Origin of the sequence: Gemella haemolysans (assembly GCF_901873445.1) — a bacterium.
GTDB classification, from domain to species: domain Bacteria; phylum Bacillota; class Bacilli; order Staphylococcales; family Gemellaceae; genus Gemella; species Gemella haemolysans_C.
Window position 1 is genome coordinate 1 of record NZ_CABFLN010000039.1, and the last position, 12,335, is coordinate 12,335.

The 12,335-nt window shown below is 30.4% G+C and carries 16 protein-coding genes and 1 other annotated feature; of the genes, 14 read left to right on the forward strand and 2 right to left on the reverse strand.

Annotation, left to right across the window (positions count from 1 at the left end; genetic code table 11):
- Nucleotides 1-404: 404 nt before the first annotated feature.
- Entirely contained in the window at nucleotides 405-746 is a 342-nt protein-coding gene (locus JX287_RS05525) for a tyrosine-type recombinase/integrase (RefSeq protein WP_430537383.1), read from the reverse strand.
- Between the two features lie 230 nt (nucleotides 747-976).
- Nucleotides 977-1,048, forward strand: a sequence feature (ribosomal protein L21 leader region).
- Nucleotides 1,049-1,067: 19 nt separating this feature from the next.
- Here JX287_RS05525 and rplU point away from each other — a divergent pair.
- The 14 genes from rplU to JX287_RS05595 all read left to right on the forward strand — a co-directional run bounded on the left by rplU (nucleotide 1,068) and on the right by JX287_RS05595 (nucleotide 11,702).
- Nucleotides 1,068-1,376 (forward strand): 50S ribosomal protein L21, encoded by a 309-nt coding sequence (gene rplU / locus JX287_RS05530; RefSeq protein WP_003144981.1) that lies wholly within the window; start codon nucleotides 1,068-1,070, stop codon nucleotides 1,374-1,376.
- Nucleotides 1,377-1,378: 2 nt separating this feature from the next.
- Nucleotides 1,379-1,708: a ribosomal-processing cysteine protease Prp gene (locus JX287_RS05535; RefSeq protein WP_204643372.1), complete on the forward strand. Its 330-nt coding sequence runs from the start codon at nucleotides 1,379-1,381 to the stop codon at nucleotides 1,706-1,708.
- A gap of 5 nt (nucleotides 1,709-1,713) precedes the next feature.
- The gene (rpmA, locus tag JX287_RS05540) at nucleotides 1,714-1,995 is read left to right on the forward strand and encodes a 50S ribosomal protein L27 (RefSeq protein ID WP_003145565.1); all 282 of its coding nucleotides are present in this window, start codon (nucleotides 1,714-1,716) and stop codon (nucleotides 1,993-1,995) included.
- A 222-nt stretch (nucleotides 1,996-2,217) separates the two neighbouring features.
- Nucleotides 2,218-3,852 (forward strand): Na/Pi cotransporter family protein, encoded by a 1,635-nt coding sequence (locus tag JX287_RS05545; RefSeq protein WP_204643374.1) that lies wholly within the window; start codon nucleotides 2,218-2,220, stop codon nucleotides 3,850-3,852.
- A 238-nt stretch (nucleotides 3,853-4,090) separates the two neighbouring features.
- On the forward strand, nucleotides 4,091-6,178 hold the full coding sequence (pnp, locus tag JX287_RS05550; RefSeq protein ID WP_204643376.1) for a polyribonucleotide nucleotidyltransferase: 2,088 nt from the start codon (nucleotides 4,091-4,093) through the stop codon (nucleotides 6,176-6,178).
- Nucleotides 6,179-6,187: 9 nt separating this feature from the next.
- Nucleotides 6,188-6,454 (forward strand): DUF2129 domain-containing protein, encoded by a 267-nt coding sequence (locus JX287_RS05555; RefSeq protein ID WP_204643378.1) that lies wholly within the window; start codon nucleotides 6,188-6,190, stop codon nucleotides 6,452-6,454.
- 92 nt (nucleotides 6,455-6,546) lie between these two features.
- Nucleotides 6,547-7,101, forward strand: a complete 555-nt coding sequence (rsmD, locus tag JX287_RS05560; RefSeq protein WP_204643388.1) for a 16S rRNA (guanine(966)-N(2))-methyltransferase RsmD — start codon at nucleotides 6,547-6,549, stop codon at nucleotides 7,099-7,101.
- Between the two features lies 1 nt (nucleotide 7,102).
- Nucleotides 7,103-7,594: a pantetheine-phosphate adenylyltransferase gene (gene coaD, locus JX287_RS05565; protein ID WP_048803452.1), complete on the forward strand. Its 492-nt coding sequence runs from the start codon at nucleotides 7,103-7,105 to the stop codon at nucleotides 7,592-7,594.
- A 2-nt stretch (nucleotides 7,595-7,596) separates the two neighbouring features.
- A complete protein-coding gene (locus tag JX287_RS05570; protein WP_204643390.1) occupies nucleotides 7,597-8,679 on the forward strand; it encodes an undecaprenyldiphospho-muramoylpentapeptide beta-N-acetylglucosaminyltransferase in 1,083 nt (360 codons plus the stop codon).
- A gap of 1 nt (nucleotide 8,680) precedes the next feature.
- Nucleotides 8,681-9,283, forward strand: a complete 603-nt coding sequence (locus JX287_RS05575; protein ID WP_102169605.1) for a phosphatase PAP2 family protein — start codon at nucleotides 8,681-8,683, stop codon at nucleotides 9,281-9,283.
- Nucleotides 9,276-9,521, forward strand: a complete 246-nt coding sequence (locus JX287_RS05580; protein WP_204643392.1) for a DUF997 family protein — start codon at nucleotides 9,276-9,278, stop codon at nucleotides 9,519-9,521. Before JX287_RS05575 ends, JX287_RS05580 begins: the two co-directional genes overlap by 8 nt.
- Nucleotides 9,521-10,975, forward strand: coding sequence for a sodium/pantothenate symporter (gene panF, locus JX287_RS05585; protein ID WP_204643394.1), 1,455 nt, complete (start codon nucleotides 9,521-9,523; stop codon nucleotides 10,973-10,975). Before JX287_RS05580 ends, panF begins: the two co-directional genes overlap by 1 nt.
- Before the next feature lie 45 nt (nucleotides 10,976-11,020).
- The gene (locus tag JX287_RS05590) at nucleotides 11,021-11,197 is read left to right on the forward strand and encodes a DUF6501 family protein (RefSeq protein ID WP_162837715.1); all 177 of its coding nucleotides are present in this window, start codon (nucleotides 11,021-11,023) and stop codon (nucleotides 11,195-11,197) included.
- A 16-nt stretch (nucleotides 11,198-11,213) separates the two neighbouring features.
- Complete coding sequence (locus tag JX287_RS05595) at nucleotides 11,214-11,702, forward strand: LysM peptidoglycan-binding domain-containing protein (RefSeq protein WP_204643396.1); 489 nt, start codon at nucleotides 11,214-11,216, stop codon at nucleotides 11,700-11,702.
- A 225-nt stretch (nucleotides 11,703-11,927) separates the two neighbouring features.
- Here JX287_RS05595 and JX287_RS05600 read toward each other — a convergent pair.
- Nucleotides 11,928-12,335: transposase (locus JX287_RS05600; RefSeq protein ID WP_204643406.1), on the reverse strand; the 408-nt coding region annotated here is incomplete at its 5' end.

A 12,335-nucleotide genomic window follows, 5' to 3' on the forward strand; every position in this document is an offset into this window, starting at 1 on the left:
TTTCTATGTTTTTTTACAAATTTGTATATAATTTAATCGGACTGATTTTTCCATCAGTCCGATTTTTTGATGAGCCTAGACATCTAGTATTGTTACTAGGTGTCTTAATTTATAAAAAAGACGGTAAAAACCCGCCCTTAATTCCTTTGATATGTGCTAGATAAATAATAAAAATAATCTTGAGTTGACCCACACTTGACCCACAAATTGAAATATTTACCAACATTATTGAAAAATTACTAAATATAGAAATGTTGATATATCAATGGTTGGGAAGTACTGGGAATTTATAGAAATTATCAAATCAAACAGAGAAACTAAATAATAAAGTTAGAGAAGCCTTAAAGTATCAACGTTTAAGGCTTTTTATTTTTCCACTTGAATGCCATTTGAATGCCATATTTTTATAAAGCCATAAATTTAGCGAATTTATCAGCCATATTATCTCGTTGTTTTTCCGTTACGTGAGCATAAACACTCATTGTTGTTTTTAAGTCAGAGTGACCTAATCTTTCTTGTACCTCTTGAATAGTAATACCACTTTCAAAAAGTAAGCTACAATGTGTGTGTCTGAAACCATGTACTTTAATTTCTTTAAAATCATGCTTTTTACAAATACGTTTTAAATTAGCATTCATGAAATTTAGGTATAAATAAGAGTTTGTAACCTCATCAGTAAAACAAGGTTGTTGTTTCTTTACTCTTGTCCCTAAAGAGAGGTATAATTCTCCCTTAATACTATTGATACTTGGTTATATGGTTTGTTTTTTGAAAAAACAATCAAAACATCAATTAGATTGATATTTTGGTTGTTTTGTCAACAATCTGTGAGGGTCATGAGTTTAAAACTTATGACTCCTCTTATCAGTTCCAAATTTTGTAGAACTTTTTTTTAAAAAAGTTAAGAAAAGTTATCAATATAGTTGACGTTAGGGTATATATGTGTTAGAATTGAATTGTTGTGTAGCTCCTAAAATAGCTACTACAACCGCACGTATAAGGTAAACAAGAGAGTAATCCACCTTATATGGCGAGTCTTAGTAAAAAATATTTAAGGAGGTGCAGATATGTACGCAGTAATTAAAACAGGTGGGAAACAACTACGTGTTGAAGAAGGACAAACAATCTTAGTTGAGAAATTGGCAGCTGAAGTTGATTCTACAGTTACTTTTGACGAAGTAGTATTAGTAGGTGGAGAAACAACAAAAGTTGGTGCTCCGTTAGTAGCTGGTGCGACAGTAACAGCTAAAGTAGTTGCTCAAGGTAAAGGTAAAAAAATCACAGTATTTAAATACAAACCTAAAAAGAACAATCACCGTAAATTAGGTCATCGTCAACCTTTCACTAAATTAGTAGTTGAAAAAATTAACGCTTAATCATGATTAAGGTGGAAATCATAAAAGAAGTTGAGGTTATTAAACAAGTAACAGTTGATGGACATGCCGATTATGCTGAACATGGTTCAGATATAGTTTGTGCAGGTGCTTCTGCTGTAGTATTTGGTTTAATAAATGCAGTAGATGAACTAGATGAGGATGTGCAGTTCGATATCTCCGCTAGCGAAGATGAAACTGGGCATTTAACGTATAGATCATTAAAATCTACAGAAAAAGAGCAACTTCTACTAAATGCAATGTTAATTGCATTAAAAACAATTGAAGAAAATTATTCAGATTATATAACTATTGAAGTAAGAGAGGTGAAATAGACATGATGTTACAATTAAATTTACAATTCTTCGCATCTAAAAAAGGGGTAGGTTCTACTAAAAACGGACGTGACTCTGAATCAAAACGTTTAGGTGCTAAAAGAGCTGACGGTCAGTACGTAACTGCAGGTTCTATCTTATACAGACAACGTGGGACAAAAATTTGGCCAGGAACTAACGTAGGAAAAGGTGGAGATGATACATTATTCTCACTAGTTGACGGAGTTGTACGTTTCGAAAGATACGGACGTAGCCGTAAAAAAGTTTCTGTTTATCCACAAGCTTAATAAGCATAATAAAAAGAGGTATTTACTTTGTGTAGGTACCTCTTTTCTTTTTGTGAAAATATTAATATAGTATCACTTTATTGTTAAGTAATTAATGTAAACAATTGTAATAATATTTTAATATTACCATTTTAGATTTTTGTTGTACTTTTAAAATTTATATGGTAAAATTTACTTGTGTGTTATATGATACACGCAACATATACTAGGAGGACAAAAAAAGTGTCAGAACTTTGGCAAGAAATATTTTTTTCATTTTTAGGAGGTCTGGGATTATTCCTATTCAGTATTAAGTACATGGGGGACGGACTTCAATTAATAGCTGGAGAAAAAATGCGATATGTTTTAGATAAATATACATCCAAACCGCTTATGGCTGTTTTAGCTGGGATTATAGTTACGATACTTATTCAGTCAAGTACAGGAACAATTGTAATTACAGTCAGCTTGGTAGGAGCTGGATTATTGAAAACTAAACAAGCAATTGCTATTGTTATGGGGTCTAATATTGGGACAACATTAACATCATTTATTATTGGTTTTAATATATCTAAATATGCACTTCCTTTGATATTCTTAGGAGCAGCGTTTTTATTCTTTACTCGTGCTAAATTAGTAAATAACATAGGTCGTGTAATTTTTGGTTTTGGGGGGATTTTCTATGCCCTTAAAATGATGTCTACAGCTATGGGACCAATGAGAGATATGCCGTGGTTTCAAAATATTTTAATGCACATTAATGATAGTGCGGTAGTAGGGGTAGGAGTAGGTACCTTTTTAACTGTTTTAATTCAATCATCAGCAGCAACTATCGCCATAGTACAAAATTTATATGCTGATGCGGCTTTAAATTTACACGGAGCGTTACCGGTTATATTTGGAGATAACATTGGAACAGCAATTACAACTGCTGTGTTAGCTATGATAGGTAGTAACATTGCAGCAAAACGTGTTGCGGCCTCTCACGTGTTATTTAACGTTATTGGTACGGTAATATGTTTAATAGCAATAGTGCCTTATGGAGCATTTATTCAGTATCTAGAAACTACGTTAGGTCTAGAACCTAAGATGACAATTGCATCAGCACACGGTACATTTAACATACTAAATACAATATTACAATTCCCATTTATTAGTTTATTAGTTGTGATTGTAACTAAGCTTATTCCAGGTGAAGACGAGCAAATCAAATATAGTACACAATATCTTGATAAATCACTTATTACAAGTGCACCAGCAGTAGCTTTAGGTCAAGTTCAAAAAGAATTTGTGGAAATGTTAATCTTATCTAAGAAAAGCTTACGTAATGCTGTAGAGTACTTTATGAATCGTGAAGAACAATTACGTGAAAAAGGTGAGACTTACGAAGATGCGATAAATAATTTTGATGAACAAATGACTGATTACCTGACTTTATTATTTAGGGAAAAACTAAGTCCTAAAGAAGGGGTAATAGCTTCAACATTATTAGATGGAACTCGTGATGTAGAAAGAATCGGAGACCATGCTAGAGATATCGTATTATCAGTAGATTATCAAATTAGAAAAAAATTGAAATTCTCTGATGGAGCAAAAGAAGAAGTACAAGAAATGTTCGATCTTTGTAATGATATTATTTTAAAAACTATTAAGTCATTAGAAGAAAACAATATAGCTCTTGCAGGAGCAGCGTTGGCAGCATGTGAAAATATATATGCAATGGAAAAAGCTGCTCGTAAAAAACATACTCAACGTATGAAAGATGGGGATTGTGAAATTCCAGCAGGAGTTGTTTATATGGACTTAATTCAACACTTTACACGTGTTTGTGAGCATACAAGAAACATTCTTGAAAAAGAAATTCAAGGTTATATGTAATCATGTCTAATAAACAAAAGATACTTATAATTCTATTTATTATTATGTTATTAATAATATTAGTTTTATATAAATTATTTCAAATACAATTAGGATAAAAATTATAAACGAAAATGTAGAGAAATCAATGTTATTTCTACTATGTTTTCGTTTTTTTCTTTGTAAATGCTAGTATTCGTGATATAATAAGGTAGTCGATTTATATAAAGTTTAAGAAAAATATTGAAAGGAAATAAACATGTTTCAAGATAAAAAAGTTTATACAACGCAATGGGCTGGAAAAACATTAACAGTTGAATTAGGTGAAATGGCTCGCCAAGCTAATGCAGCAGTAGTAGTAAAATACGGAGATACTGTTGTATTAACAACTGCAGTTGCTTCAAAAGAAGCTAAAGATGTTGATTTCTTCCCACTAACAGTTAACTATGAAGAAAAAATGTATGCAGTAGGTAAAATACCAGGAGGATTCTTACGTAGAGAAGGGCGTCCAGGCACTGAAGCTACTCTAGCAGCTCGTCTTATCGACAGACCGATTAGACCATTATTTGAAGATGGATTTAGAAACGAAGTACAAGTTATTTCAACTGTATTATCAGTTGAGTATGATTGTGATCCTGTAATGGCGGCAATGCTAGGAAGCTCACTATCATTATCAGTATCAAATATTCCATTCAAAGGACCAATCGCCGGTGTTACTGTAGGATATGTTGATGGAGAATACGTAATTAACCCAACAGTTGAACAAATGGAACGTTCTACAGTTGACTTAAAAGTAGCTGGAACAATTGATGCAATCAACATGGTTGAAGCAGGTGCAAAAGAAGTATCTGAAGAAATTATGTTAAATGCAATTATGTTCGGACACGAAGAAATCAAACGCTTAATTGCATTCCAACAACAAATTGTTGATGAAATTGGTCAAGAAAAAATGGCTGTAGAATTAAAAGTTATTGATGAAACAATCTATAACGAAGTTCTTTCAATGGCATTATCTCAAATGAAAGAAGCTATTGCCATTAAAGATAAACAAGAACGTGATGAAGCTATTTCAGCTGTTAAAGAAAAAGTTCTTGAAGTATTTGAAGAAAAAGCAACTGATGAAGATGAAATTGATATTGTAAAAGAAGCAAAATTATCACTAGATAAAATTGTAAAAGATGAAGTTCGTCGTGAAATTACTGAAGATAAAATCAGACCAGATGGACGTGCTTTAACAGAAATTAGACCATTAGCTTCAAGAGTTGATGTATTACCAAGAACGCATGGATCTGCACTATTCACTCGTGGACAAACTCAGTCTTTAGGTGTTGTAACATTAGGTAACTTATCAGATGAACAAATCATTGATGATTTAACTCAAGAAGAAAACAAGAGATTTATGTTACACTATAATTTCCCAGCATTCTCAGTTGGTGAAGTTGGATTTAGTCGTGCGCCAGGACGTCGTGAAATTGGTCACGGTGCATTAGGTGAGCGTGCATTAGCACAAGTAATTCCATCTAAAGAAGATTTCCCATATACAATCCGTATAGTGTCAGAAATTTTAGAATCTAATGGATCAAGTTCACAAGCTACAATTTGTTCTGGATCAATGGCTCTTATGGCAGCAGGAGTTCCAATTAAAGCTCAAGTAGCTGGTATTGCAATGGGATTAGTTAAAAAAGATGAACACTATACTATTTTAACTGATATTCAAGGTATGGAAGATCACCTTGGGGATATGGACTTCAAAGTTGCAGGTACATCTGAAGGTATTACAGCACTTCAAATGGATATTAAAATTGATGGACTAAGTGAACAAATCTTAAAAGAATCATTAGAACAAGCACGTGTTGGTAGATTACAAATTTTAGAGCATATGAACAGTATTATCTCTGAACCTCGTCAAGAAGTTTCTACATTTGCACCGAAAATTAAAATCATTAAAATTAAACCTGAAAAAATTAAAGATGTTATTGGTTCAGGTGGTAAAGTTATCAATGAAATCATTGAAAAAACTGGTGTTAAAATTGATATCGAACAAAATGGAGATGTATTTATCTCTTCACCTGAAATCGAAGGAATTAATAAAGCTATCGAAATTATCGAAAACATCACACGTGAAGCAGAAGTTGGTGAAATCTATCTTGCTGAAGTTAAACGTATTGAAAAATTTGGTGCATTCGTTGAATTATTCCCAGGAGTAGATGCGTTAGTACATATTTCTAAATTAGCTGAAGAAAGAGTAAATAGAGTTGAAGATGTTGTAAAAGTTGGAGACACTCTTAAAGTTAAAGTAATTAAAATTGATGAGAAAGGTCGCGTAGACGCAGCAGCTCATTTCTAGGAGAAACTTATGGAGTTATTTGAAAAAGAAAGACGTGGAATCTATGTCTATTTTAAAAGTTTTAAAGACTTAAATAAATTAGAAAAATATGGGAACTTTATTTCTTATTCTAAAAGAGGTAGGTATGCATGCATTTATGTAGATGAAACTAGAATAGAAAGTATTGTTGCAGACCTTAAGAAGAAGAAATTTGTAAAAAAAGTAGAATTATCAGAAATGACAAATCTACACTTATGTTTTGAGCATTTAGATAGTAATTTACAAACAAAACAATAATATTATAATAAGGGGGAAGTGAAAGCTATATTCTCCCTTATTTTAAAGAAATCATTAATAAGTAATATATTAGATATTTATTGTGAGGAAACATGAGAGTTATAGCAGGAAAATATAGATCTATAAAATTAAACGCTGTTGAGGGTATGAATACAAGACCAACGACAGACAAAATTAAAGAAAATTTATTTAATATGATAGATTGCTATGATTGTAAAATACTGGATCTTTTTGGTGGAACAGGTGGTTTAGGAATTGAAGCTTTAAGTCGTGGAGCTAAACATGCCACTTTTATTGATGGTAGCAATAATGCGATAAAAGTTATTAAAAGCAATATAGAAAAATGTAGAATTAGAGCCGAAGATTATTCTTTATATAGAAATGATTTTAAGCGTGCGTTGAAAATTTTTGGAAAGAAAGAAGAAAAATTTGATATGATTTTTCTAGATCCCCCTTATGATAAAGGGTTGATAGATGAAGCTTTAAAAAATATTTTTGATAATCAATTGTGCAATGATGGAGCTTTGATTATTTGCGAGAAAAGTAATACCGAACAAATCAACATTGTAAATGAAAACATCGAAATTATAAAAGAAAAACAGTATGGGATAACAGACATAGTAATTTTTGAATATATGGAGAAATAAAATGAAAAGAAAAATAGCGATTGTACCAGGTAGTTTTGATCCTATTACTTACGGGCATATTGATATAATAAAGAGAAGTGCTGAATTATTTGATGAAGTAATAGTAGCTATTTTGGTAAATCCTGATAAGAAATATTTATTTTCACTTGATGAGAGAGTGGAGATGATAAATGAAACAATAAAAGAAATTCCAAATGTTAAAGTTGATTCATTTTCAGGATTGTTAGTGAATTATGCAAAACAAGTAGGTTCAAATGTTATTGTTAGGGGCTTAAGAGCTGTATCTGACTTTGAATATGAAATGCAATTAACATTTATGAATAAAGCGTTAGATGAAAATATTGAAACATTTTATATGATGGCTAATAAACAATATTCATTTATTAGCTCTAGTATTGTAAAAGGTGTTTCAGGTTTTGGTGCTGATTTATCTAAATTTGTTCCTGAATATGTTGAAGAACGCTTAGAAAAAAAGATGAAAGAGAGAGGATAAAGGTGAAAAAAATCCTGTTTACTGGAGGAGGTTCAGCAGGTCATGTATCTGTTAATGTTGCCTTAATTCCAGAATTCAAAAAAAATGGATATGAAATCTCGTATATTGGTAGCAAAACTGGTATTGAAAATGAGATGATAGGTAAAATTCCAGAAGTAAAATACTATAAAATTAGTTCAGGGAAATTACGAAGATATTTTTCTTGGGAAAATTTTATTGATCCATTTAAAGTACTAAAAGGAATTGTTGATTCTGTATTAGTATTAAGAAAAGAAAAACCAAATTTTGTATTTTCAAAAGGTGGATTTGTAAGTGTTCCAGTTTGTATTGCAGCTAGGTTATTGAAAATTCCAGTTGTCTTACATGAATCTGATTTAACGCCAGGACTTGCAAATAAAATCAATATTAAATTCTGTAACCATATTTTTACAACCTTTGAAGATACACTGAAGTTCTTACCTAAAGGGAAAGCTAGTCTAATAGGTGCAATTGTGCGTGATGATATTTATACTGGTGATGCTAATCTAGCTTATGAACTAACTGGATTTACATCAGAAAAACCTGTGATGCTTGTTATGGGTGGTTCATTAGGTTCAAAAATATTGAATGATTATATTTGGAATAATATAGATGAATTGACTAAAAAGTATCAGATAGTGCACCTTGTAGGAAAAGGATTATTAAATGATAGTGTTGAAAAAGAAGGTTATAAGCAATATGAATTTTTAGCTAAAGAACTATTTGATGTACTGAAAATTACGGATTTTGCTGTTTCAAGAGCTGGAGCTAACGCTTTATATGAATTTTTAGCATTAGATTTACCTCCTATTTTAGTACCTCTTGGAACTAACCAGAGTAGAGGAGATCAAATTGAAAATGCAAGATTTTTTGAAAAGAATGGTTTTGCAAAAGTTGTAGCCGAAGAAGATTTTACAACTTTACCTGTTGAGCAAATTTTTGATTTCTATGATAATTTGGACAGTTATAAAAATTCAATGAAAGTTTATAAAAAAGAAAAACGCGTTATTAATGATGTTAGTGAATTTTATAACAAAATAATTGAAAAAATAGGAGGTGAGAAATAATATGAAAAATTTAAAAATGACCTTTTATTTAAAACTATTAATCTTTATTTTCTTAGCAGTAGTAGCGATTAAATTTCCAAATAATGATTTTGATCGAACAATTGCTGATCTAGTTGAAATTAAAGGACTAGCTCTAATTGCTAAAGTAATCTCTTTAGTTTTTAATGATAAACTATTATTATTAATAATGATTCTTTTATCAGCATTTTTAGTATGGATTAAAGAGCTTAAAAAAGCTGTGTTTATATTCTTTAGTGCAGGTTTAGGTGGATTCTTCTTATCTGCATTAAAATATAGCATCCAAAGGGTGAGACCTCTTCCTGAGATTCACGATGGATTTAGTTTTCCGAGTGGGCATTCTACATTTGTAGCATTATTTTTCTTAGCATTATTATTTGTAATAAATAAAAAAGATATTTTAAAAGTAATTGCTACTTTTGCAATAATAGCCGTACCTATTTCAAGAATGATACTAGGTGCACATTTTATAAGTGATGTTACCGCTGGGTTACTACTTGGTAGTTTAGTAGTAGATTTTATGAAAGTTTATTATGTACATATTTATAATTTAATAATGAGGATATTAGGAAAGACAAATGAATAAATTTAAAAATAAAGAAGGGATAGTTGCGATAGTCATCGCAATAATTCATTTTGCCTTATGGTATTATTTTGCATATGTTAGATTCGATGTCAACAATGTAAAATCATATAAGTATATTTTAGGATTACCTGAATGGTTTTTTTATAGTTCTATAGTAGTTAGTATTCTAATAATAATATTAGTTATTATTTCTACGAATCTTTTACTAAATGATGAGATAAAAGAGGAGGAAAAATAATGTCGAATACTTTAGATTATAAAATATTAGTTTTATTTGCAACAATCTTCTTAGCGATAATTTTACTACCGTTAATGATGAATCGTATGAGTAAAACAGAACATCATGGTGGATTTTTTGAAAAGTATTATTTAGCCGATAGAAGAGTAAGTGGAATAGTACTTGCGATTACATTAATGTCTACTTATGGATCAGCTTCAACATTTCTTGGAGGTCCTGGGGTAGCCTATAAACTTGGTTATGGTTGGGTACTACTTGCTGTAATCCAAGTTGTAACGGGTTATTTTGTATTATTAGTTTTAGCTAAGAAATTTAAAAATGCTGCCCAAAAAATTAATGCAATTACAATAAGTGATTACTTAAGAAATAGATATGAGTCAAAATTAGTTGCATTTATTTCTACTCTAGCTATGATAGTATTTTTAATTGCTGCTATGAGTGCTCAATGGGTTGGAGGTGCTAAATTATTAGCTGCTTTCATGGGGATTGAGTATAAGACAGGTATTGTCCTTATATCAGTAATCATTATATTTTGTGTAGTATTTGGTGGATTGAAGAATATTCTAATCACTGATATGATTCAAGGTTTAATAATGATATTCTCGACAATAATTTTACTATTTGCAGTAATTAATTATGGTGGTGGTATTGATCAAATAACTACCAACTTGATTAATATTAATGAGAAGATAATAACACCTTTCGGTGCAACAGGAAGTTTGACACCAAGTTATGTAAGTTCATTTTGGGTATTAGTAGGAGTTGGGGTAATTGGAATTCCTCAAATCGCTATTAACTCAATGTTGTATAAAAATAAAAGAAGTTTAAAACAATCTATTATTGTAGGTTCAATAGTAATATTTATAGTAATGTTTGGTGTTCATTTAATTGGAGTTATGGCAAGAGGTGTTTTCCCAGATATTAAAGATTATGATTCAGTAATTCCAATAATAACATTAAAAGTTTTACCATGGTATTTAGCAGCACTAGTACTTGCAGCGCCTATGGCAGCTATAATAACGACTGTAAATGCACAGTTCTTATTAATTTCTTCTGCATTAGTTAAAGATTTACTATTTAATAGTAAAGTAGTTAAAGAAAAAATTACTGGTAAAAAAATTCCAATCTTTGTATATGGAGTAAATATATTAGTAATCTTACTGATTATGTTATTAAGTATGAGACCGCCAAGTTTAATAGTAAATGTTAACTTATTTGCTTTTGGAGGTTTAGAAGCAACATTCTTATGGCCTATATTATTAGGATTATATTGGAAAAAAGCTGAAAAATATGGAGCATTAAGTTCGATAGCAGTAGGCTTGATTAGTTATATATTAGTAAAAACTGTATATGTAATTAAATTTATAGAACCTGTTGTAATATCATTATTAATTTCATTTGTGGTGTTTGTAATAGTTTCTATTGTAGCAAATAAAAAACAATTGAAAAAATAGTTATATTGTAATAAAATAAAAATGTAATAGTAAGGAGGTAGGACAATGTCGAAAAAAGTTATTGTAAAACATACAGATGCTGAAAAATTTACTGTTAGTAATATGCTGACTGTTGGAAAAGAATATGAAGTAGTAAATGAAACAGAAGAATATATATTCGTAGTAGATAACAGTGGAAAAATAGGTGGTTATTACCACGATTACTTTGAAGAAGTAAAATAATTGAAGGGGACATATTATGAAAAATAATACTATAAAGAATACAGTTTTGGTTGTTATATTTATAATATTAGCTCCACTTATTCTTGTAGGGGTAACTACTTTAGGAAATTCTCTTGGTGGTAAATCTAAAGATAAAGTAGTCCAAACTACAGAACAAACTGCTAAAGTACCAGAAGAAACAAAAGCAGAAAGTAATAACAATATACCAAAAGCTAATGATTCGAAGGTTACTGAAGGAAATACATCTAAAAAAGAGTCGGCAAATAATAATGAGACTAATAATGATAATAATACAGAGAAAAATGACTCTACAGGTGTTGTCAGTACAACTCCTGTAGCAGGTCAAGATTATGTGATTAAATCAGGTGATTCATTATTTGTTATCGCCTCTAAAGCATATGGAGAAGCGAATGCTCAGAATGGTGTAGAAAAAATAAAAGAAGCTAATAATATTAGTAATAATAATATTGCAGCTGGACAGAAAATCCAAATACCGAAAATATAAAAAAGAAGGGGCTGCCCCAAAAGACCAGTAAAAAAAGAAGTAGTGAGGAAAGAACGGTTCTTTGTCAAGTACGGTTGATTTTGAAAATTAGGAGAAAGCTATGCTATATTAAGTAGTATAGCTTTTTTCCTATTTTTTCGTTTTAATCTTATTTCTTTATTTTTAGAGAGAATAGCTTGACACTCTTTTATAGAATATCTAGGTTCCTTATTAGTTTCAGAATGTTTAAATAAGCTGAATACAAAGGAGTATTTTAGCTTTAAAGTTACTAAAAGACCTATATTCATAGGAAATACATTTAATAATCTTAATTTTATTGTTAATTCCTTCTAAAGGACCATTAGAAAGCCCATTGTAGTACATAGTATTCTTAATCTGTTTTTTGTATTTTCTTAGTGTTTTAATAGCTGTAAACATATATCTAGGTATGGTAGATTTATCGTTAATTAAAGCTTTAAATCTATCAAAATCATCTTTTTCAAGAGCTTCCCTAAGGTCTTGAATAAGCCGATAACATTTATAGAGCTGAGGATCTTGCTTAATTAGATAGTTGACGATATCTTGTTCGGTAGTGATGTACTTAAAGTATTTAAACTTCCTGTGGGTACCATTATCTAGTTCATCATAGCTAGT

What these genes read in the sequence shown, in the direction of transcription:
- rplU (WP_003144981.1), top strand. Translation starts at nt 1,068, where the DNA reads ATGTACGCAGTAATTAAAACAGGTGGGAAACAACTACGTGTTGAAGAA.
- JX287_RS05535 (WP_204643372.1), top strand. Translation starts at nt 1,379, where the DNA reads ATGATTAAGGTGGAAATCATAAAAGAAGTTGAGGTTATTAAACAAGTA.
- rpmA (WP_003145565.1), top strand. Translation starts at nt 1,714, where the DNA reads ATGTTACAATTAAATTTACAATTCTTCGCATCTAAAAAAGGGGTAGGT.
- pnp (WP_204643376.1), top strand. Translation starts at nt 4,091, where the DNA reads ATGTTTCAAGATAAAAAAGTTTATACAACGCAATGGGCTGGAAAAACA.
- JX287_RS05555 (WP_204643378.1), top strand. Translation starts at nt 6,188, where the DNA reads ATGGAGTTATTTGAAAAAGAAAGACGTGGAATCTATGTCTATTTTAAA.
- rsmD (WP_204643388.1), top strand. Translation starts at nt 6,547, where the DNA reads ATGAGAGTTATAGCAGGAAAATATAGATCTATAAAATTAAACGCTGTT.
- coaD (WP_048803452.1), top strand. Translation starts at nt 7,103, where the DNA reads ATGAAAAGAAAAATAGCGATTGTACCAGGTAGTTTTGATCCTATTACT.
- JX287_RS05575 (WP_102169605.1), top strand. Translation starts at nt 8,681, where the DNA reads ATGAAAAATTTAAAAATGACCTTTTATTTAAAACTATTAATCTTTATT.
- JX287_RS05580 (WP_204643392.1), top strand. Translation starts at nt 9,276, where the DNA reads ATGAATAAATTTAAAAATAAAGAAGGGATAGTTGCGATAGTCATCGCA.
- panF (WP_204643394.1), top strand. Translation starts at nt 9,521, where the DNA reads ATGTCGAATACTTTAGATTATAAAATATTAGTTTTATTTGCAACAATC.
- JX287_RS05590 (WP_162837715.1), top strand. Translation starts at nt 11,021, where the DNA reads ATGTCGAAAAAAGTTATTGTAAAACATACAGATGCTGAAAAATTTACT.
- JX287_RS05595 (WP_204643396.1), top strand. Translation starts at nt 11,214, where the DNA reads ATGAAAAATAATACTATAAAGAATACAGTTTTGGTTGTTATATTTATA.